Source organism: Stenotrophomonas sp. a6, from assembly GCF_030913325.1.
Classification (GTDB): domain Bacteria; phylum Pseudomonadota; class Gammaproteobacteria; order Xanthomonadales; family Xanthomonadaceae; genus Stenotrophomonas; species Stenotrophomonas maltophilia.
The window spans coordinates 2,200,047-2,220,384 of the sequence record NZ_CP133161.1 but is presented as its reverse complement, the minus strand read 5'-3'; the positions used below and the strand labels follow the sequence as shown (position 1 = coordinate 2,220,384).

Below are 20,338 nucleotides of genomic sequence, written 5' to 3'. Positions count from 1 at the left end.
ATGCCTTCTGCTGAGTCCGCGCACGACACTGCCTTGTCCAGTTGCGCGCGCGAACCGATCCACACCCCCGGCGCGATCCAGCCCTATGGTGTGCTTCTGGTCGTTGAACCGCAGTCCCTGCAGGTGCGCGAACGCGCCATCAGCCAGCCCGGGCTGCTGCAGCAGTTCGGCGAACCGTTGATGCGGCACGTCAGTGAGGTGTTCGGCGGCGTGCTGGCGCCGTTCCAGGGCTTGTTCCAGCAGGCCGTGATCGGCAGCAGTGCCCATGTCGGTGCCGTGCATCTGGACGGCCACGGCCGGCATCAGCTGCTGGTGCACCGTTCCGCCACCGATCTGCTGGTCGAGCTGGAAGCACCGGTTCCGGGCCAGCCCGGCTCGCTGGAAGAGCTGTATCCGGCCATCCGCGAGCTGATGGCCGGCATCGAGTCGGCCAGCACCGTGGAAGACCTCTGCCAGCTGGCTGCCGCGCACATGCGCCGGCTCACCGGCTTCGACCGCACCCTGGTCTACCAGTTCGATGCTGGCTGGAACGGCATCGTGGTGGCCGAGGATGGCAACGGCCTGTTGCCGTCCTACCTGGACCTGCGCTTCCCCGAATCGGACATTCCAGCACAGGCCCGCGAACTCTACCGCCGCAACCGGGTACGCCTGATCGCGGACAACAGCTACACCCCGGCCCCGCTGATGCGGGCCGAGGATCAACGCGACGCGCCGCCCACCGACCTGAGCATGGCGGTGCTGCGCAGCGTCTCGCCGGTGCACCTGCACTACATGCGCAACATGGGTACCGGCGCGTCGATGTCGGTATCGCTGGTGCATGAAGGCCGCTTGTGGGGCCTGGTGTCCTGCCACACCGTGCAGCCACGCCGCCTGCCCTACCACGTGCGCACTGCCTGCGAGTTCATGGGCCAGATCCTGTCGCTGCAGATTGCGTTGAAGGAGCGTGCGCGTGCGATCGAAGAGCGCGTTGCCCGTCGTTCCATACTGGTCAAGCTACTGGGTCGCATGGCCGGCGACGAGGACTTCATGGCGGCCCTGCGCCAGGACGAGGCCAGCCTGCTGTCGCTGACAGGCGCGGCCGGCGCGGCGATCGTGCACAAGGGCGATTGCCTGCGTGTTGGCCAGTGCCCTTCTTCCAGCGACGTGCTGGCCCTGGCGAACTGGCTGGCCACGCAGCAGGCCGGCCAGGAAACCTACTGCACCGATCACCTGGCAGCCGACTGGTCGCCTGCCGCGCACCTGGCCGACGTCGCCAGCGGCCTGCTGGCGGTGTCCATTTCGCAGCTGCATGACAGTTACCTGATGTGGTTCCGCCCGGAAGTGGTGCGCACCGTGCGCTGGGGCGGCGATCCCCGCAAGGAAGCAGCACCGGGCGTGGCGCTGTCCCCGCGCAACTCGTTCGAGGCCTGGAAGGAGACCGTGCAGCAGCGCAGCCTGCCGTGGAGCGACGCTGACTGCGACGCGGCACACGAGATGCGCACGGCCATCGTCGATATCGTGTTGCGCAAGGCCGAGGAAATGGCCGAACTGAACGAGCAGCTGCTCCGCAGCAACAAGGAACTGGAAGCCTTCTCCTATTCGGTCAGCCACGACCTGCGCGCTCCGTTCCGTCACATTGTCGGCTATTCCGAGCTGCTGGGCAGCTCGGCGGGCGAGCGCCTGAACGATACCGAGCGCCGATTCCTGGACACGATCGTGGAATCGGCCAAGTCCGCCGGAACACTGGTGGATGACCTGCTCAGCTTCTCGCAGATGGGGCGCTCCACGCTTGGGCGTGTGCGGCTGGACATGAGCGCGCTGGCCGAAGATGTGCGCCGGAGCCTGGCCCTGGACTACACCGGCCGCGACGTGCAGTGGACGCTCGCACCGCTGCCGGAGGTCGAGGCCGATCCCACAATGCTGCGCCTGGTATGGCAGAACCTGCTGGCCAACGCGATCAAGTTCACCCGCGAGCGCGAACACGCGGTGATCGAGGTTGGTCACGAGCGAAACGACGACGAAGACCACTTCTTCGTGCGCGACAACGGCTGCGGCTTCGACATGCGCTACGTGGACAAGCTGTTCGGCGTGTTCCAGCGCCTGCACCACGTCGAAGAGTTCGAAGGCACCGGCATCGGCCTGGCCAATGTCCGCCGCATCATCGGCCGCCATGGCGGCCGTACCTGGGCCGAGGGCGAGCCCGGCAAGGGCGCCACGATCCATTTCACCCTACCCCGCTTCACAGGAGAACACCCATGAGGGACCTGCGGCCGATCCTCCTGGTAGAGGACAGCCCCAAGGATGCAGAGCTGACGATGGCCGCGCTTGCGCGCTGCCAGCTGTTGAACGATGTCATCCATGTACGTGACGGCGCCGAAGCGCTGGATTACCTGCGCTGCGAAGGCAAGTTCGCCGGCGCCATGCACGGCGGCCCGGTGGTGGTGCTGCTGGACCTGAAGCTGCCCAAGGTCAATGGCCTGGAGGTGCTGGAACAGGTGCGTGGCGACCCGCAGCTGAGCAGCACGCCGGTGGTGATGTTGACCTCCTCGCGCGAAGAACAGGATCTCGTGCGCAGTTACGAACTGGGCGTGAATGCCTTCGTGGTCAAGCCGGTCGACTTCAAGGAATTCTTCGACGCCATCCAGGGGCTGGGCATGTTCTGGGGCATCACCAACCAGCCACCACCGCATCGGCCCAATGGCTCGGGGCAGCACAACAATGCGTGATGGATCGCGCCGCAGCGAGCGCCTGCGCATCCTCATGCTGGAGGACAGCGCGCTTGATGCGGAGCTGATCACCGCACAGCTGCGGCGTGCCGGCCTGGAATTCGAGGCCGAGCGCCTGTGGACCCGCAACGCGTTCATCGAGGCCATCGACAGCCGTGCGTTCGACGTGATCCTCGCCGACCACGTGCTGCCCGGATTCGATGGCGATGCGGCCCTCGCACTGGCACGCGAGCGGACTCCGCAGACCCCTTTCATCTTCGTCTCCGGCACGCTGACCGAAGAGCTGGCGGTGCAGGCGCTGACCCGTGGCGCGCGCGACTATGTAGTCAAGCAGCGCCTGCAGCGCCTGCCGGATGCGATTCGCCGCGCCCGCCAGGAAGCCCATGAGCGCAACCAGCTGCTTCATGCGCAGGCTGCGCTGAATGAGAGCCAGGCGCAGCTGCAGCAGGTGACGGATGCCGTACCCGCGCTGATCGCCCAGCTCGACAACGCGCATCGCTACCGGTTCGCCAACAAGGCGTTCCTGGACTGGCATGGATTCAGCCTGGCCGAGCTGCTGGGCCGGACAGCGCGCGAGGTCAGCGGCATTTCCGCCTTCGAACACGCCCTGCCGAGCCTGGAACGGGTACTGCAGGGCGAGCGCACCAGCTTCCAGGTCGAACTGGTGCACCGCAGCGGGCAATCACGATTCGTGCAGATGGACTGCGTGCCTGAGCATGCGGCCGACGGCAGCGTGGCCGGCTACATCTGCCTGGGTAGCGACGTCTCGCAGCTGAAACAGGCCGAGCTGGCCCTGCGCGAGGACAACCAGCTGCTCGAGCAGCAGGTGCAGGCGCGCACGGCCGAGTTGCGCGCCAGCAAACGGCGCCTGCAGGCGATCTTCGAATCCAGCTTCCAGCATCAGATGCTGCTGGATCTGTCCGGGCGCGTGGTGGATGCCAATGACGCGTCACTGGCCGCAGTGCTGGCGGAAAAGAAGGACGTGCTTGGCCAACGCTTCGGTGAATCGCTCTGGTTCGCCACAACCGATGGCATCGGCGCGCTGATCGATCGGGCCGTCGCTGCAGCCGTGCAGGGCCGGAGTTCGCTGCATTCATTGGAGCTGGAACTCCCGACCGGGCCGCGCAGCTTCGATTTTTCGTTCCGCCCGCTGCTCGATGCCGAAGGCGTGGTCACCGCCGTGGTCTCCGAGGCCGTGGAAACCACGGCGCGCCTCCAGGCCGAACATGCACTGCGCCAATCACAGAAGATCGAGGCGGTCGGCCAGCTCACCGGCGGCATCGCGCATGATTTCAACAACATCCTGACGGTCATCTCCGGCAACGTCGAGCACGCCATGCTGCTGAATGAGCGCGCGGGGGAAGCCGGGGCGATGGTCAGCCGGGCGCTGGACAACGCGCTGAAGGGTGTCGGGCGTGCCGCCAGCCTGACCCAGCGCCTGCTGGCGTTTGCCCGACGCCAGCCGCTGCACAGCCAGGCCGCCAACCTCCACGAGCGCCTGCTGGACATGCACGACATGCTGCAGCGTGCACTGGGTGAGCTGGTGCAGCTGGAGATCCGCAGCGCCGAGGACATCTGGTGCGTGGAGATCGACATCAGCCAGCTGGAGGCCTCCGTACTGAACCTGGCGGTGAATGCCCGCGATGCGATGCCGCACGGCGGGCGGTTGGTGATCGAGGTCGACAACAGCCACCTCGACCACGACTACGCTGCCCTGTTCCCGGATGCAGCACCAGGCCAGTACGTGATGTTGCGGGTGCGCGACAACGGCCATGGCATGGACGCGGCCACCCTGGCCCGGGTGTTCGAACCGTTCTTCACCACCAAGCAGGTCGGCCGCGGCACCGGGCTGGGACTGTCGATGGTGCATGGGTTCGTCAAGCAGTCCGGCGGCCACGTGCTGATCGATTCGGTGGAAGGCGGCGGCACGAGCATTACCATGATGTTTCCGCGCTCGCCGCTGACCCTGCCCCGCGAAACACGCACCCCGCAGACCGGCCTGGCCGACTACTCGCCGCGCGAGGAAACCATTCTGGTGGCCGAGGACAACGACGATGTCCGCGCCTACACGGTGGATTCGCTGCGGCTGCTCGGCTACCGCGTGCTGGAAGCCCACGATGGCCCCTCCGCGCTACGGTTGCTGGAGCGCCCCGACACCAGGGTGGACCTGCTGTTCTCGGACGTGGTGATGCCCGGCATGTTGGGCTGGGAGCTGGTCCGTCAAGTCCGCGAACGCTGGCCGGAAGTCGCCGTCCTGTTCACGTCGGGCTATCCACGTGACCACGATCAGGCGGGCAGCCAGGGACGCGCGGTTGCCCTGCTGCCGAAGCCGTTTACGCGAAGTGACCTGGCGCTGGCGGTACGCACTGCGCTGGAGGCCGCGCCGCACTGAGCTCAGGAGGCCGGGTCGACTACGCCAGCGGCGATCCGGTTGATGTCCGCGCACTCCACCGTGGCCGGCGGATGCTCCCTGCCGGCCAGTGCAATCATCGCCTGACCGAGAGCCAGATTGCTGGTCATCAGCGATGGCGCAATCGCGCTGGCCAGCTTCATCAACGGCGCGCCGCCCCAGTACAGGGGCTTCAACAGGGCATGACGGGTGCCGGTGCCCGGGACCGGCCTGACACCGCCCGGGCGCAGCATCACGGTGCGCACCGGCAGGCCCTGCAATGCGACCTCGGTCTCGCCCTTGATCCTCAACGGCATCAGCCGGCTCCGAGGGTCCGCGCCGGCACCGGATACATACAGAAAGCACCCTTCGGGATTCGCAACCGCCCAGGCACGGGCCACCGCCAGGGTGGTGTCCAGGGTCACGCGTCGGTACTCGGCCTCTGCCGTGCCAACAGGTGGCGCCCCGGCACAGTAGAAGCAGGCATCGAACCCGGCCAGTTCATCCGACCGGTCCTGGATGCGCAGGAAGTCCGGAACGATCAGTTCGCTGCCGGCGCCGCTCAGACTTCCCGGATGGCGGACCAGCGCTGTCAGGCGGGACACCTGTGGTGAGCGTTGGCAGGCCAACGCCACACCCTGCCCGACCAGGCCTGCGGCACCGGTCAACAGAATCCGTAATGCGCCCGTCCCGGCCATCGTCGTCCCCGCTAGAGTTTCACGAAACGCTGGATCTTCCGCGCCAGCCAGCCACTGAACACCAGCGGCGCATCCAGCGCTGACACGCAGATGCAGGGGACACCGGGCGCGGTCACCGGTTGATGCTCCACGTCTTCGTCCAGATCTGCCACGTCGCCCGGCGCGAACAGCCCCAGCGCATCGTTGTACGAACCCCGCAGGATCTGGGTCAGTTCGCTGCGGCCATGGCTGTGCATGGGCAGGCATTTGCCCGGGGCGATCTTCAGCATGATCAGCGAAGGCATCTGCTCTGCACGGATGCAGTGCACGCCCGGCGCCATCCAGCGCCAGCGCAGGTCGCTGAGCGAGGCGCCGAAGTACGGATGCAGCGATGCAGGCAGACGGTCCGGATTGGCCTCGGGGCGCTCCTTCGGCACGGGGCGTGCGACCCCAGCCATGGGCACCGGCGCCTCCGTGGCCAGCTGCATCAGCATTGCCTCGCGCAGTTGTTCGCGTCGCGTCTCCGCTGCAGGTGGTTGGGTCTGCTCCAGCAGCACCGAGCCGATCGCTTCGGCGTCACGCAGGCGCTGACGGCAATGCGGGCACTGCTCCAGATGGGCACCGGCGACGATGCTCAACGGCGCCGGCAGCGCGCCGGCGGCATAGCTCATCAGGGTCGATTCGTGCAGATGGTGGTGCGGATTCACAGCGCACCTCCCACTTTGGCCTGAAGCTGCAGGAAGGCGCGGCGCAGGTGCGATTTGACCGTTCCCAGCGGCATGCCCAGCGCCTCTGCGATCTCGCTGTGGCTCTTGGCCTCGAAATAGGACATCCGCACCAGCCGCGCCTGTACGGCGGGCAGTTCGTTGATGCGCTGGCGCAGACGTGCCTGGTCGGCGAACTGCTCGGCACTGCTGCGCTCGATCACATCCAGTGTGGCAGCGTCCTCCACCGCTGCCTGCACCTGCATCCAGCTGCGCTCGCGACGGATGCGATCGATATGCAGGTTTCGCGCAATCCGGTACAGCCACGTACTGAGGGCGCCTTGGGCTGCATCGTAGTCGGCTGCCCGCAGCCACAGGCGCAGCAGGCATTCCTGGGCCAGTTCCTCGGCGACGCCGTCGGGTGCACCCAGGCCACGCAGGTACACGCACAGCCGCGGCATGAAGTAGTCATAGATCCGCATGAAACAGTCGCGGTCGCGCAGGCGCGCCACGCCGTCCATGTCACCGGCCCAGTTCATCGGCTCGCTGCTCGGCTGCTGGGAACTGGACACGGTGCGTGCGCTATCGAAGTTGAGGAGTGTGCTGGCGGCGTCAGGGTACATCTGGGTTCGCGGCGGGAGGGTGAAGGTCTGTCCTCTGTACGCGCAGGGGCAGCAATTGGATGCAGACGGCACGACGCATCCAACCGGCCGCCCCCGCCGTATGACCTGGGCCCTCCTCTTCCGGATGAAGACCCATGCGCACTGCCTGGCTGCTGCTGTGCCTGCCCCAAGCCGCGCTGGCGGCACCCTGGTTGCGGAGCGAGGGCGTGGCCACCTCCGCGCAGGGCGACCTCCTCTACCGTGAAGTGCACTGGCGACGCGAGGCAACGGAGGGCGCCGAGCGCTGGGTGCTGTACCAGTGCCCGGATGGCCAACCCTTCGCCCGCAAGCATCTGCCCGCCAGCGCCCGCCCGCAGGCGCGGGGATATTCGCTGGAGGACCGCCGCAGCGGCCAGACCGCCGAGGTCGACGCCGCTGGCGACTCGGTGTCGATTGCATGGAAGGAGGATGCCGCCAGTGAGCTGCGCAGGCGCCGGCTTGAACAGCCGGCGGACGCGGTGATCGATGCGGGGTTTGATGCCGCAGTACGCCTGCACTGGCCGGCGCTGCTGCGCGGCGAACGCATCACACTGCCGTTCCTGGTGCCTGCACGCCAGCGCTACTTCCCGGTGCAGGTGCGGCGCGTCGGCCCGGTACGCTGGCAGGGCATCGACGCCCAGGCCATCGAGGTCAGCCTGGACACCTGGTACGGCGGCATCGCGCCGCGCCTGGCCCTGGTCTACGCCACGGCCGACCGTCGCCTGCTGGAGTTCCGCGGCACCAGCAACCTGCGCGATGCGCGCGGCACTTATCCGCAGGTGACGGTGCGCTTCCGGTCGCCAGCTGCCGAGCGACCGGCAGGTGACTGGCAACAGGCGTGGGCGCAGCCCCTGGCCGAGCGTTGCGCCGTGACGCCCAGGTGAAGCGAAATTCAGTTCGAAGTGGCGCATCCATTGCGCACCCTGCTGCGTAAAGGAAGACACGACACCCGCCGAGATCCGCCATGGCCTCTGTAGCGCCCCTCCCCCGTCGACGCTGGCGCCTGCTGCGTACGTTGCAGCGGTGGGTGGATACCAGCAACGCCACAGAGACCACCGGCGAACAGCCAGGACGCATCGACTGGGTGCGCGCGGTACCCTTTGCACTGATGCATCTGGCCTGCATCGCGGTGATCTGGGTGGGCGTGTCATGGACGGCGGTCGTCGTGGCCACGGCGCTCTACGCCGTGCGCATGTTCGCCATCACGGCGTTCTATCACCGCTACTTCTCGCACCGCACCTTCCAGGCATCGCGTCCGGTGCAGTTCGTGTTCGCGGTCATCGGCGCCTCCAGCGTGCAACGCGGTCCGCTGTGGTGGGCTGCCCATCATCGCCACCACCATCGGCATGCCGACCAGCCGCTGGACCCGCATTCGCCGCGCGAAGGCGGCTTCTGGCGCAGCCACATGGGCTGGTTCCTCACCCGCGAGGCATTCGCCACCGATCTGTCGCGGGTACCTGACCTGGCGCGCTTCCCCGAACTGCGCTGGCTCGACCGTTTCGATACCGCCATTCCCGTGCTTCTGGCCGTCGGACTGTATGCATTGGGTGCAGCACTGGAACGCTGGGCGCCCGGCCTGCACACCACGGGCCCGCAATTGCTGGTGTGGGGCTTCTTCATCTCCACCATCGTGCTGTTCCACGCCACCGTCACCATCAATTCGCTGGCCCACCGTTTCGGCCGCCGCCGCTTCGAGACCCGCGACGACAGCCGCAACAACCTGTGGCTGGCGCTGCTCACCTTCGGTGAGGGCTGGCACAACAACCATCACTTTTTCCCCGGCACCGTGCGCCAGGGCTTCCGCTGGTGGGAGGTGGACCTGACCTGGTACGGACTGCGCGCGATGGCGGCGCTGGGCCTGGTCAAAGGGCTCAAGCCCATCCCCGAGTGGGTTCTGGCCAAGGCGAGGTACTGAGATGCGCATCGCGGTCATCGGCTCGGGTATCGCGGGGCTGGCCAGTGCCTGGTGGCTGGATGGCCAGCACGACGTCACGCTGTTCGAGGCCAACGATTACCTCGGCGGCCACACCCATACCCACGACGTGCAGGTGGCGGGCCGAGGCATGGCGGTGGATACCGGTTTCATCGTCTTCAACCCCCAGCACTATCCCTTGCTGTCGGCGCTGTTCGACGAGTTGGGCGTGGCCTCGCAACCGACCACGATGAGTTTCTCCATGCACAGCGAGCGCAGCGGCGTGGAGTACAACGCCACCTCGCTGGATGGGCTGTTCTGCCAGCGCCGCAACCTGGTATCGCCGCGCTTCTGGGGCATGCTGGCCGACCTGCGCCGGTTCTATCGCGACGCGCCGTTGCTGCTGGCCGAAGAAGACGGGCCCACGCTCGGTGATTACCTGCGAAGCCAGCGCTATGGCGAGGCGTTCATCGACGAGCACCTGCTGCCGATGGCCTCCGCGCTGTGGTCCTCGCCGACGGCCACCGTGCAGGCGTTCCCGGCGCGCTACCTGGCCCAGTTCATGGCCAACCACCAGATGCTGCAGATGACCGGGCGGCCAAGCTGGCGGGTGGTCAGCGGGGGATCGACGCGCTACGTGGATGCGCTGCGTCGCCGCTGGCGCGTGCATGAGCGGCTCCAATGTCCGGTCAGCAGGGTCGAGCGCATGCCCTGGGGTGCACGCGTGCACAGCAGCGCCGGCGTGGAGGCCTTCGACGAAGTGATCCTGGCCTGCCACAGCGACCAGGCACTGGCGTTGCTTGCCGACGCAGATCCCGTCGAGCGTGAGGTCCTCGGCGCCATCCGCTATCAGTCCAACGAAGCGGTGCTGCATACCGATGCGTCGTTGCTGCCGCGCAACCGCAAGGCGTGGGCGGCCTGGAACGCGCACGTACCACAGGATCGCGCGGCGCCCTGCACGGTCAGCTACTGCATGAACCTGCTGCAGGGCCTGCCGGGCGACATCCCCCTGGTAGTGACCCTCAACCGCAGCGAGGCAATCGATCCGGCCAAGGTGCTGCGGACCCTGCATTACGCGCACCCGGTACACGACCACGCTGCAGTGCGCGCACAGCAGCGCTGGGCGGAACTGCAGGGCCGCCGCCACACATGGTTTGCAGGCGCCTATTGGGGCTGGGGATTCCACGAGGATGGCATCCGCAGTGCCCGCCACGTGGTCGATGCCCTGCAGGCCTGCGCTCCGCATCGGAACGTATCCGCCTCGGATGAGGTGGCGGCATGAGTGCCAGCGCGCTCTACATCGGGCAGGTGATGCATCGCCGGCATCATCCGCATCCGCATGCATTCCGTTACCCCATCGCGCAGCTGCTGCTCGACCTGGATGAACTCGACACGGTGTTCGCCGGGCGCTGGTTGTGGTCGGTCAATCGCCGCAACCTGGCCGAGTTCCGCCGCAGCGACTACTTCGGTGATCCCGCCCGGCCGCTGGCCGATGCGGTGCGCGACCACGCTGCGGGCACGCTTGGCTACCGGCCAACCGGTCCGGTGCGCCTGCTCACCCATCTCCGCTTCGCCGGGCATGTCTTCAACCCGGTCAGCTTCTACTACTGCTACCAGGCCGACGGCAGCACGCTGGACTGCATCGTGGCCGAGATCACCAATACCCCCTGGAAGGAACGGCACGCCTATGTGCTGCCGGTTGCCACGGCGCTCCACGAAGGGGCGTCATTGCGTTGGCAGTTCGACAAGCGCTTCCATGTCTCGCCGTTCATGCCGATGGATTGCCGCTACGACTGGCGCTTCAACCGACCGGACCAGGACCTGCGCGTGCACATGCAGGTCTGGCGCGACGGGGTGCGCCAGTTTGATGCGACCCAGGCCATGCAGCGACATGCCTTGAACGGCCGCGGGCTGGCCCGGGTGCTGGCCTGCTATCCGCTGATGACCACCCAGGTGGTGGCCGCCATCCACTGGCATGCACTTCGGCTGTGGATGAAACGCAACCCCGTGCACGACCACCCTGCTCTTGCCGAGAAACCACGATGAACTCGATGACCCCTCTGGTCGCCCTGCCGCGCCCCGGCGCCCTGGATGCGTTCCTGCGCCGCCGCCTGCTGGCCCAGCTTGCCCCCATGCGCGACGGTCGCCTGTGCGTACGTGACGCATTGGGCGAGGTCTGGCTGGGCGATGCCTGTGGCGAACTGCATGTCACCGTCACCATCGATGACCCGGGGTTCTATCGCAAGGTTGCAGCGCAAGGCAGTGTGGGCGCAGGTGAAAGCTACATCCAGGGCGAATGGCACTGTGATGATCTGGTGGCACTGATCCGGCTGTTGGTACGCAATCGCGACCTGCTGGACGGCATGGAGCGTGGCCCGGCCCGCGTGGGTGGCTGGCTGCTGCGGGGCTGGAACCGCCTGCGCCGGAACAGCCGTGAGGGCAGCCGCCGCAACATCGCCGCGCACTATGACCTGGGCAACGATTTCTTTGCCCTGTTCCTGTCGCCGGACCTGATGTACTCGTCGGCGTTGTTCGCCAGTGAGTCCGAACCACTCGAATCGGCCTCGCGGCGCAAGCTGGACCGCATCTGCCAGCAGCTGCAGCTCAAACCCGGCGACCGCGTGGTGGAAATCGGCACCGGCTGGGGTGGTTTCGCGGTCCATGCCGCCCGGCACTATGGCTGCCATGTCACGACCACCACCATCTCTGCAGAACAGCATGCGCTGGCCGCCCGGCGCGTACGGGAGGCGGGCCTGCAGGACCAGGTCACGCTGCTGATGCAGGACTACCGCGACCTGCAGGGCCAGTTCGACAAGCTGGTGTCGATCGAGATGATCGAAGCGATCGGCGCCGAATACCTGGACACCTACATGGCCACGCTGCAGCGCCTGCTCAAGCCTGATGGCGTTGCCCTGCTGCAGGCCATCACCATCGAGGACCACCGCTACGAACAGGCCCGGCGCAGCGTCGATTACATCAAGCGCTATGTGTTCCCGGGCAGCTTCATCCCATCGATCAACGCGATCATGGCCGCCAAGAGCCGATCCAGCGACCTGCAGCTGATCGCCCAGCAGGATTTCGGCCACTCCTACGCATTGACCCTTCGCGCCTGGCGCCAACGTTTCCTGGCCCAGCTGCCGGCAGTGCAGGCGCAGGGTTTTGACGCGCGCTTCTGCCGGCTGTGGGAATTCTACCTGGCCTATTGCGAGGGTGGCTTCCTGGAACGTTCGATCGGCGTCTCGCATCTGCTGCTGGCCCGTCCGGACCACCGGCCCATTTTCGCTGCGACCGACAGCCACTGACATGCATCGCTTCTGGGCCAATCTGCTCGGCAACCAGCTGGTCTGGCTGTGTGCCGTGGCCGGCGCGGGCCGCGGCTGGCAGTGGCCCGCGCTACTGGCCGCTTCGCTCTACATCGGCAGCCAGCTGTTGACCTCACCGCGCCCCCGGCTGGATCTGCGGCTGTTGATGTTGGCACTGGCCTGCGCATGGCTGGTCGACGCCAGTGCCGCCGCCAGCGGCACGGTGCGCTACGCGGCGGCCCCACTGGGTTGGGCGCCACCGCCGTGGATCATGGCGTTGTGGGCGGCGTTCGCGATGACGCTGACCACGTCGATGCGCTTCCTGCAGCACCACCCGGCCCTGCCGGCCCTGTTCGGCCTGCTGCTGGCACCGCTGGCCTATCTGTCTGCCGCACGCGGTTTCGACGCAGTGCGGTTCGCAGATCCCGTATGGCCAGGACTGCTGGTGCTGGGCGCGGGCTGGAGCATTGCGCTTTCCCTGCTGTGCCGGACCGCCCGTCGCGGCATGCACATCCCGCAGCCGCCCTTCGCAGGAGCGTCGTCATGATCAATCTGATGTGGGTCCTGCTGTACGCCGTACTGGTGATGAGCTGGGGCTGGGCCTGGCAGCGCCGCCACCACAACATCGGCGTGGTCGATGTGCTCTGGGCAAAGGGCGTGGGCGCCTCGGCGCTGTTGCTGGCGCTGCTGGGCGACGGTGCGGTGATGCCGCGGATCGCGCTGGGCGTGCTCGGCGGCTTGTGGGGCAGTCGACTCGCCCTGCATCTGTGGCACCGGGTCCGTCACGAAGAAGAGGACGGACGCTACCGCTACCTGCGCCAATACTGGCACGGCCACCAGGGCAAGATCTTCGGCTTCTTCATGGCGCAGGCGCTGCTGATCCTCCTGTTCGCCCTGCCCTTCGTGGCGGTGGCTGCCAACCCTCGGGCCGACCTGACCCTGTGGGTGGTGGCCGCAGCGCTGGCCTGGCTGCTGAGCGTCGGCGGCGAAAGCCTGGCCGACCGCCAGTTGGCCCGCTTCCGCGCCGACCCGGCGAACAGGGGCCGCACCTGCCGCGCCGGGCTCTGGCGCTATTCCCGCCACCCCAACTACTTCTTCGAGTGGCTGCACTGGTTCACTTATGTCCTGCTCGCGGTCGGCTCGCCACTGTGGTGGCTGGCCTGGGCCGGCCCGCTGCTGATGTACGTGTTCCTGCGCTATCTGAGCGGCGTTCCATTCACCGAGAAACAGGCGCTGCGCAGCCGCGGCGACGACTATCGCGCCTACCAGCGCAGTACACCGATGTTCTTTCCCTGGTTTCCCCGTTCTTCCAAGGAGCATTCCGCATGAGCGCGATCCCGTCACTGAACCCAGCCGAAGATGCGGAAACCGGGTTGATCGCCTGGGCCGAACGCGGGCTGATCCCCGATGCGGCGCTGCGTGCGGGCATCCGCCGCTTGTGCGCGCAGCGCCTGCATGAAGAAAGCGAGGGTGGCATCGAAGGCCAATCGGCACGCTTCAGCCGGCGCATCGTCGAGCTGGCCGACAGCCCGCTCGCGTTGCATACCGACGCAGCCAACCGCCAACACTATGAAGTGCCGGCAGCCTTCTTCCAGGCCTGCCTGGGCAAGCGACTGAAGTACAGCAGCTGCTACTACCCCACCGGGCGCGAAACGTTGGACCAGGCGGAGGACGCCATGCTGGAACTGTACGGCCAGCGCGCCGGACTGGCCGATGGCCAGCAGATTCTTGAGCTGGGCTGCGGCTGGGGCTCATTGACCCTGTGGATGGCCGAACGCTACCCGCAGGCGCATATCACTGCCGTCTCCAACTCGCACAGCCAACGCCAGCACATCATGGCGCAGTGCCAGGCGCGCGGCCTGGACAACGTCAAGGTGCTGACCTGTGACGTCAACCAACTTGATCTGCCGACAGCCCGGTTCGACCGGTGTGTCTCGGTGGAGATGTTCGAGCACGTACGCAACTACGAGCGCCTGCTGGCAGGCATCGCACGGTGGCTGAAACCGGATGGCGCGTTGTTCGTGCACATCTTCGCCCATCGCACACTGATGTATCCGTTCGAGACCGAGGGTGGCGACAACTGGATGGGCCGCCACTTCTTCACCGGCGGCCTGATGCCGGCCGCCGACACGCTGCTGCATTTCCAGCGCGACCTGAGCCTGGATCAACGCTGGTTGCTGGACGGCACCCACTATCAGCGCACGGCCGACCACTGGCTGGCCAACCAGGATGCCGCCCGCGAGCAGGTGATGCCGGTGCTGATCGCCACCTACGGCCAGGCTGCAGCGAAGGTCTGGTGGCAGCGCTGGCGGATGTTCTGGATGGCATGTGCCGAACTGTTCGGCTACGACGACGGCCAGCAGTGGCTGGTCGCCCACTATCTGTTCCGACCCCGCTGAGGTGCCCCATGCGCATGTTCTCGCTGCTTCCGCTGATCGCAGTCGGCCTGTTCGGCTCAGGCTGCTCCTCCAGCGACACCCGGCCGCTTCCGCGTGCGCCGTCGGTGGATGTGCCACGCTTCATGGGCGACTGGTACGTGATCGCCCATATTCCGTCCTGGCCCGAACGCGATGCCTACGATGCGGTGGAAAGTTATGCCTTGAAGCCCGACGGGCGCATCCAGACCACCTTCACCTATCGCAAGGGCAGCTTCGATGCGCCGCAGAAGTCGATGCACCCCGTCGGCCGTGTCGAGAAGGAAGGCAATGGCGCGATCTGGGGCATGCAGTTCATCTGGCCGATCCAGGCCGAGTACGTGATCGCCTGGCGGGATGACGACTACCGCCAGACCATCGTGGCGCGCAGCAAGCGCGACTATGTCTGGTACATGGCGCGTACGCCGCAGGTGTCCGACGGCGACTACCAGAAAGCCGTGCAGCGCATCGCCGAAATGGGCTACGACATCCGCCGGCTGCGGCGCGTGCCGCAATCCATCCGGTAGTGCGTGGCAACAACGACCCGATTGCGCCCTGCGTCATGCATCACCCGGCAGAGGATGCCAGAATTCCCGGACAGACCTGAGCCGGGGATCAGCACGATGGGCAGCCACGCAGAAGCGACATGGAACGGGCTTGAAGTGCGGCAGATCCGTGCGAGCGACCTGGATGTGATCTGTGCCCACCGCGAAGCCATGTTCCGCGAGAGTGGGCGGACCGAGGAGGTCCTGCGGGCGATGGCGGCTCCTTTCCGTGCCTGGCTGGCGCCGCGCCTGGCCTCGGGCGAGTACTTCGGCCATGTTCTTGCAGACCAGGGCAGAACCATCGCCGGCATTGGCCTGATGCTGATCGACTGGCCACCCCACCCTGCCCATCCGGAACAGGGCTGCCGCGGCTACGTCCTCAACGTGTATGTGGAACCGGAGTACCGCCGCCGGGGCATCGCCCGGAAGCTGATGGTCCTGGCAGACCACGCCTTCGCCGAGCGTGGCGCCACCTACGCGGTCCTGCATGCCACCGCGCAAGGGAAGCCGCTGTACGCCGACCTTGGCTGGGCCGGAACCAGCGAGATGGCACGCAGCCTGCGCGACGAGGGGCGAACGCCCTGAAGTCGATCCCGGCCGGTGCGGATCGGTGGCATGCCGCACCGGAAGCTTCCCGATGACATCCACGCCAAGCGCCATCACGCTTGCGGAAACGGCTTGTTTCCGCCCTGGCAATCCATCCCGCCAATGGATAGCCCCGAATCGATGGATAAAGCGCATCGATTCTTAGGAATAATCGCAAAAATCAAGCATTTTCGATGTTCGCCGCGACAGCAGCGCCAGAATGGTCATCACGCCCCATGGGCGCCGATCACCTCCCTGCGCATGAATGGACTTCCTGCCCCGCGCCCGCTGCGACTGGCACTACTGGACGACCACGAAGTCGTCCGTCGCGGCACTGCCCTGCACCTCTCCCGCGACGCCCGCTTCCGTATCGTCGCCAGCCACGCCCGCAGCGACGAACTCATCGACAGCCTCCAGCAGATGCGGGTGGATGTCGCGATCATCGATCTGACCCTGGCCCGCGATGATCGCAGCGCGTCCGAGCTGACCCCGCTGCTGCGCGAGCACTTTCCTCGCGTCACCCTGCTCGCTTTTGCGACCCTTTCACCCTCGATCCACATCAACCAGCTCATCGCCACGGGTGTCGGTGGCGTGGTCAGCAAGGCCGAACCACTGCCGATGCTCTCGGACGCGATCGTGCGCGTATCGCAGGGCCTTCCGCGACTGCCACCCGACTGCACGCTGCCGGGAGACTGCGAAGAGCTCAGCCGCAACGAGCGCGAAGTACTGGAGCTCCTGCTGGCGGGCCTGACCGTTTCGGAAATCGCGCTCCGCCGCCATCGCAGCATCAAGACCGTCAGCACACAGAAGGTTGCCGCCCTGCGCAAGCTCAGGCTGCGCAACGATGCCGAGATCTACGCCATGCGGCAGCAGCTGGAATCACCGTGAAGATGCGCGATCGAATGCGTACATCCGCCCTCCTGCTGTTGGCGCTCATCCTGCTTCCCGCCGCGTCGGCCGAGGATGCGTCATCACTTGAATGGGGGCCGGGGCGCGAAGTCCGGGTAGCGACCACGCCGTCGCTGCACCCGGTACCCGCTGCACTCGCTGGCGGCACGACGTTGCCAAGCCTGGCCCATGGCTACGCCAATCTGGTTGCACGGCGTTCGCAGCTGCAGTTCCAGGAGCACCAGCATCCCAGCACCGGCGCATCGGTGGCTGCCGTCTGCAGACGCGAAGCGGATCTGGTACTGGTGATTGGCAACCACCTGCAGCCACCCTGCCCCGGCCTGGTGGCATCCAGCACGTTCCGCGGTGGCAAGACGATGCTCGCCGGCCGCAGCGGCGAACGCCTGCCACGCGATATCACGGAGCTGGACCACCAGGTCCTGGCCGTGCTCGAAGGGGGGCCGTATGCGGAATGGCTGGCCGCGCGCCATCCGCACGTCCGCCTGCTACACCTGGCCGATCGGCACGCCACGCTGGCAGCTGTTGAAAACGGCACCGCCGATCTGGCAATCGGCCTGGAAACGACCCTGCGGCCCCTGATCCGTCGGCATTTCGCCGGGCACCTGCACCTGCAGCCTTTCGACAGCGATTTCTCCACCGACCTGCACCTGCTTGCGCGCCACGAAGATCGCCAGCTGCTGGAGCGCATCGAGCGGGCATTGCACGACATTACGCTGGAGGAACATGCCGGCCTGTTGCAGCTATGGGCCCAACAGGCGGCCCCCGCCTCGCTGGAGCACGTCCTGGACTGGATGCGTCAGCTGCCCCCGCAGTGGCTGCCGGCCCTGGCTGCCGCATTGGCAGTCGCCCCGTTCCTGTGGCATGCCTGGCACAGGCGCCTGCGTGCTGAAGGCCGTGCCCGCGCCCGCGCGATTGGCATGTTGAGCCACGAGGTGCGCAATTCGGCCCAGGCAGTCCTTGCCTCGATCGACCTGCTCAGCCAGCCGTCGGCGCCCATGGGGCAGCGAGAAGCGCTGGCGGCTGCACATGCCGCGGGCTCCTCGCTGCGCAACCTGCTCAACCGCTCGCTGGAGTTCTCACGCCTGGCCAGCGGCACCTTCAAGCCGCACGTAGAACCTTGCGACATTGCACGACTCTGCCGCCAATCGCTGGATGCAATTCGTCCCCAGGCTCGGCAGCGCGGGCTGGCGCTTCGCTTCGACTGCCTCCCCGAGCCCTGCCCCATTGTCGCCATCGATCCGGAAGGACTGCGCCGGATCATCGACAACCTGCTGGGAAACGCACTCAAGTTCACCGACGTCGGCGGCATCGAGCTGCGCCTTCAACTGACGCCAGGCAACCACCCTCGTGAGCTCATGCTGGATGTGATCGACAGCGGAATCGGCATCACTGCAGAGCAACTCACCGTGCTGTTCCAGCCATTCCAGCAGGGCGAAGACGGCAAGGAGCGCGGAGGCAGCGGATTGGGACTGATGATCGCGCATGCGCTTGCCCGCGCAATGGGCGGCAACCTGTCAGTACACAGCGTCCCCGGGCGCGGCAGTCGCTTCACCCTGCGCCTGCCGGTACGCCCGGCCAAGGCCAAGGTCACGTCAGCCGCCACCGCCGGCGCGGGAACGCCGCTGGGCGGGCTTGAGCTGCTGCTGGTGGAGGACCATGCCCTCAATCGCCGGGTCATCAGCGAGCAGCTGCGCCGCCTGGGTGCCGATGTACACGCGTCTGGCGACGCCGCCAGCGCGCTTGCCGAGCAGGCCGTGAGACCGCGCAGCGTGATCCTGCTCGACATCGGGCTCGGGGACATGGATGGCTATGCGCTGGCCATGCAGTTGCGCAGGCAGGCGCGCGCCCCGCTGCGACTGATCGCGCTGTCGGCACGCCGTGATCGTCGGCATGTGGCGCGCTGCCGGAAAGCAGGGTTCGACGCCACCCTGACCAAGCCACTACAGCTTGAGTCACTGCTGCGGGCGCTGGAGCTGCCGGCGACCGGACAGGCCATCGCAACGGGCACAGCCGCAGGTGACCCCGACTACATCACGGACATCGGCCACGAGCTGCTGCGGATCGAACAGGCCATCGATGACGCCAGTGCCACTGACCTATGCCATCACGCGCATCGGCTTCAGGGGGCCCTGCAGATATACGGGGCTGCCGCAGAGGCGGACACGGCGGGCGACCTGTGGGAGCTGGGTCGCGACGCCACACCCGACTGGGCCGATGCGCGACGCCTGTTGCGCGTCCTTCAGCAATGGCATGGCTCCCGCGCTGCGGAAGCCATGCCCGGGGCCTGATCAGGCCGCCAGACGCTCGACCTGGCGACGGGTCAGGTCGTTGAAGCGACCCAGCGACATCAGATGCTGGTGGATCAGCGCCAGCCAACCACTGCGATGCCACTCGATCACAGTGGCTTCCGGCAGCGCGACGAACTTCTCGACGTCGACGACCTGGAAACCATTGAGGTTGAATTCACGGCCATCCGGGGTACGCACGGTGGCGTTGCGCTCGACCAGCAGGCCGTTGTCGATCAGGGCCTTGGAGAAGGCCTGGGTCTGTTCGTGCTCACGGGTGAACTGGCCACAGAACTCCAGCGCCTGCTGCACCATGTCGGTGGCCTTGCCATCGACGAACAGCGGCTGGCCTTCGTCACCGCCCTTGACCACGCGCGAGCTCTCTTCGTCGATGCCCAGCAGGAAATCATTGTCCGAGCCGGTGTCGATGAAGATGAAGGGGTGGCGACGCAGGTAGGCCGGGATATAGGCCTCGTCTTCCCACAGGCCATCCTTGATGAACAGGTTCTGGTCGGATACGCCAACGGCAGCCATCGGCACTGCGGTCGGGCCAGCGAAGAGGATCGGGAAGTGGTGCAGCGCCAGCGAGAACTCGCCGAGCACCAGCGGAATGGCGTTGTTGCCCGCGGCAAACTCGAGCCTGCCCGGCAGGATGCGCAGGTCGGCGTGCACATCGGCCTGCAGCGGCACCGGACGGGTGTAGAACAGGGGGGCGTTGCTCGGCGCCGCTTCGGTGGTGGTGTCGCTGGTGGTGGTCATCTTGGGAACCGTTCGATCATGCGCGCCTGCCATCCCGGGCGCGCCAGCGGGAACAACCTGAATCCCGCATTATCAACAAGCTCGATGACAACGGCCACCCCATCGTCGGCCTATTTCAGCTGCAGGGGGTAGCGCTGCCAGAGCACATGGACCAGGAAACCGGCCAGTTCGGTGTCACGCGCGCTGACCGCCGCGCGGATCTTGTCCAGCAGCACCATGTCCGAACAGGACCGCACATCCGCGTGGTTGGCCTGCCCTGCCCGGCGCGCGCGGTAGCGCGCGGCCCGTTGCGCGTCACTCATGGCGTACCCGAACTTGGGCGGACGGCCGCGCTTTCGCGGCAGGGTCAGCTCCAGGGTTCCGGGGTCTTTGTCATCACGCATGAGAAGGGTGCGGGCGGCGGCGAGCAACGGGGGGTGCGCAATTTATCGTGAGGCATCACTTTAATCCAGCCTTTTCTGCAGTTTTGTTGCGATGCAATGCAAAAAATCGCATCCCGAGGACCCCATCC

The 20,338-nt window shown here is 66.7% G+C and carries 20 protein-coding genes; 15 read left to right on the top strand and 5 right to left on the bottom strand.

The features are described 5' to 3' along the window. The 3 genes from Q9Q79_RS10290 to Q9Q79_RS10280 are packed head-to-tail and all read left to right on the top strand — an operon-like array spanning position 1 to position 5,097. Positions 1 to 2,238, top strand: coding sequence for an ATP-binding protein (locus Q9Q79_RS10290; protein ID WP_201862046.1), 2,238 nt, complete (start codon positions 1 to 3; stop codon positions 2,236 to 2,238). Beyond that, positions 2,235 to 2,705: a response regulator gene (locus Q9Q79_RS10285; RefSeq protein ID WP_005409633.1), complete on the top strand. Its 471-nt coding sequence runs from the start codon at positions 2,235 to 2,237 to the stop codon at positions 2,703 to 2,705. Before Q9Q79_RS10290 ends, Q9Q79_RS10285 begins: the two co-directional genes overlap by 4 nt. Beyond that, positions 2,698 to 5,097 (top strand): hybrid sensor histidine kinase/response regulator, encoded by a 2,400-nt coding sequence (locus Q9Q79_RS10280; RefSeq protein WP_049397284.1) that lies wholly within the window; start codon positions 2,698 to 2,700, stop codon positions 5,095 to 5,097. The genes Q9Q79_RS10285 and Q9Q79_RS10280 overlap by 8 nt, the downstream gene beginning before the upstream one ends. Positions 5,098 to 5,099: 2 nt before the next feature. On the opposite strand, the gene Q9Q79_RS10275 is transcribed toward Q9Q79_RS10280, so the two are convergent. From Q9Q79_RS10275 to Q9Q79_RS10265, 3 genes are read right to left on the bottom strand one after another with little or no spacing between them, the layout of a single operon-like run. After that, the gene (locus Q9Q79_RS10275; protein WP_032963797.1) at positions 5,100 to 5,792 is read right to left on the bottom strand and encodes an oxidoreductase; all 693 of its coding nucleotides are present in this window, start codon (positions 5,790 to 5,792) and stop codon (positions 5,100 to 5,102) included. Positions 5,793 to 5,803: 11 nt separating this feature from the next. Next, positions 5,804 to 6,478, bottom strand: coding sequence for a ChrR family anti-sigma-E factor (locus Q9Q79_RS10270; RefSeq protein ID WP_049397282.1), 675 nt, complete (start codon positions 6,476 to 6,478; stop codon positions 5,804 to 5,806). Next, entirely contained in the window at positions 6,475 to 7,098 is a 624-nt protein-coding gene (locus tag Q9Q79_RS10265; protein WP_201862052.1) for a sigma-70 family RNA polymerase sigma factor, read from the bottom strand. The genes Q9Q79_RS10270 and Q9Q79_RS10265 overlap by 4 nt, the downstream gene beginning before the upstream one ends. A gap of 134 nt (positions 7,099 to 7,232) precedes the next feature. Here Q9Q79_RS10265 and Q9Q79_RS10260 point away from each other — a divergent pair, with 134 nt between their 5' ends. The 12 genes from Q9Q79_RS10260 to Q9Q79_RS10205 all read left to right on the top strand — a co-directional run bounded on the left by Q9Q79_RS10260 (position 7,233) and on the right by Q9Q79_RS10205 (position 19,071). Further along, positions 7,233 to 8,000, top strand: a complete 768-nt coding sequence (locus tag Q9Q79_RS10260) for a hypothetical protein (protein ID WP_049397277.1) — start codon at positions 7,233 to 7,235, stop codon at positions 7,998 to 8,000. Positions 8,001 to 8,080: 80 nt separating this feature from the next. Continuing rightward, positions 8,081 to 9,031, top strand: a complete 951-nt coding sequence (locus Q9Q79_RS10255; protein WP_043033535.1) for an acyl-CoA desaturase — start codon at positions 8,081 to 8,083, stop codon at positions 9,029 to 9,031. 1 nt (position 9,032) lies between these two features. Next, positions 9,033 to 10,310 (top strand): FAD-dependent oxidoreductase, encoded by a 1,278-nt coding sequence (locus tag Q9Q79_RS10250; protein ID WP_012480158.1) that lies wholly within the window; start codon positions 9,033 to 9,035, stop codon positions 10,308 to 10,310. Further along, positions 10,307 to 11,074: a DUF1365 domain-containing protein gene (locus tag Q9Q79_RS10245; protein ID WP_012480157.1), complete on the top strand. Its 768-nt coding sequence runs from the start codon at positions 10,307 to 10,309 to the stop codon at positions 11,072 to 11,074. Before Q9Q79_RS10250 ends, Q9Q79_RS10245 begins: the two co-directional genes overlap by 4 nt. Beyond that, positions 11,071 to 12,330, top strand: coding sequence for a cyclopropane-fatty-acyl-phospholipid synthase family protein (locus tag Q9Q79_RS10240; RefSeq protein ID WP_012480156.1), 1,260 nt, complete (start codon positions 11,071 to 11,073; stop codon positions 12,328 to 12,330). The genes Q9Q79_RS10245 and Q9Q79_RS10240 overlap by 4 nt, the downstream gene beginning before the upstream one ends. 1 nt (position 12,331) lies before the next feature. Beyond that, entirely contained in the window at positions 12,332 to 12,877 is a 546-nt protein-coding gene (locus Q9Q79_RS10235; protein ID WP_099473148.1) for a DUF2878 domain-containing protein, read from the top strand. Then, positions 12,874 to 13,659: a DUF1295 domain-containing protein gene (locus tag Q9Q79_RS10230; protein WP_012480154.1), complete on the top strand. Its 786-nt coding sequence runs from the start codon at positions 12,874 to 12,876 to the stop codon at positions 13,657 to 13,659. Before Q9Q79_RS10235 ends, Q9Q79_RS10230 begins: the two co-directional genes overlap by 4 nt. Further along, positions 13,656 to 14,729, top strand: coding sequence for a cyclopropane-fatty-acyl-phospholipid synthase family protein (locus Q9Q79_RS10225; protein WP_049397267.1), 1,074 nt, complete (start codon positions 13,656 to 13,658; stop codon positions 14,727 to 14,729). The genes Q9Q79_RS10230 and Q9Q79_RS10225 overlap by 4 nt, the downstream gene beginning before the upstream one ends. A gap of 8 nt (positions 14,730 to 14,737) precedes the next feature. Continuing rightward, positions 14,738 to 15,271, top strand: coding sequence for a lipocalin family protein (locus tag Q9Q79_RS10220; RefSeq protein ID WP_049397265.1), 534 nt, complete (start codon positions 14,738 to 14,740; stop codon positions 15,269 to 15,271). Between the two features lie 54 nt (positions 15,272 to 15,325). Further along, positions 15,326 to 15,874: a GNAT family N-acetyltransferase gene (locus Q9Q79_RS10215; RefSeq protein WP_224481980.1), complete on the top strand. Its 549-nt coding sequence runs from the start codon at positions 15,326 to 15,328 to the stop codon at positions 15,872 to 15,874. 30 nt (positions 15,875 to 15,904) lie between these two features. Further along, the gene (locus Q9Q79_RS10210) at positions 15,905 to 16,762 is read left to right on the top strand and encodes a response regulator transcription factor (RefSeq protein WP_229302581.1); all 858 of its coding nucleotides are present in this window, start codon (positions 15,905 to 15,907) and stop codon (positions 16,760 to 16,762) included. Positions 16,763 to 16,764: 2 nt separating this feature from the next. Then, positions 16,765 to 19,071: an ATP-binding protein gene (locus Q9Q79_RS10205; protein WP_201862071.1), complete on the top strand. Its 2,307-nt coding sequence runs from the start codon at positions 16,765 to 16,767 to the stop codon at positions 19,069 to 19,071. On the opposite strand, the gene Q9Q79_RS10200 is transcribed toward Q9Q79_RS10205, so the two are convergent. Together Q9Q79_RS10200 and Q9Q79_RS10195 are read right to left on the bottom strand one after the other, a co-directional pair. After that, positions 19,072 to 19,827, bottom strand: coding sequence for a SapC family protein (locus Q9Q79_RS10200; protein ID WP_005409617.1), 756 nt, complete (start codon positions 19,825 to 19,827; stop codon positions 19,072 to 19,074). It lies immediately after the preceding gene. Positions 19,828 to 19,937: 110 nt separating this feature from the next. Beyond that, positions 19,938 to 20,210 carry a hypothetical protein gene (locus Q9Q79_RS10195; protein WP_005409616.1) on the bottom strand — a complete coding sequence of 91 codons (273 nt, stop codon included), beginning with the start codon at positions 20,208 to 20,210 and terminating at the stop codon, positions 19,938 to 19,940. Positions 20,211 to 20,338: the final 128 nt, after the last annotated feature.